General features: G+C 33.1%; 1 protein-coding gene. It reads left to right on the top strand.

Annotated features, from left to right (window positions below):
• Nucleotides 1-465, top strand: a 465-nt coding sequence (locus tag L0M85_RS09880; protein WP_238656943.1) for a hypothetical protein, incomplete at both ends; no start/stop codon positions are given.

Raw genomic sequence — 465 nt, 5'->3', positions numbered from 1 at the left:
CTTTGAGGGAATATCCAATCGGTTCACAAGTAAGTTATAAAGGACAAGTATTTCAGTTGGTTTCGATTGAAAATGCTCAGTTAAATGGCTTAGTTCGCCTAGAGCTATTCAATGATTCCAACCAGTTATTTGAAGAGAATCCTATCTTATACTTGAACAGTTTAGAAGAGATTGAACGAGTATTGTCTCATGTAGAACTTGAAAAAGAAGATTCAGAGATTGAGATGGATTCATCAAGTGAAAGTCAGGAAATAGATTTGTTTTCCTATCTGGAAGAAGAAAAGGAAAAGTTTAATGAAACAGAATCAACACCACTTATTTCAAGTTTAGAAGAGTTGGATATTCCTGTTCAAGATTTTGTTTTTCCAGATGATTTAGAGAACTTTTATCCTAAGACAAATCGAGAAAAAATTGAAACGAATATCGCCGCAATTGAACTTGTTAAAAGATTAGAAAAAGAGGGAC

This window comes from Streptococcus sp. DFI.7.26 (genome assembly GCF_022240605.1).
Taxonomy (GTDB): Bacteria; Bacillota; Bacilli; order Lactobacillales; family Streptococcaceae; genus Streptococcus; species Streptococcus xiaochunlingii.
This window is presented reverse-complemented; position numbering and strand designations above follow the sequence as displayed.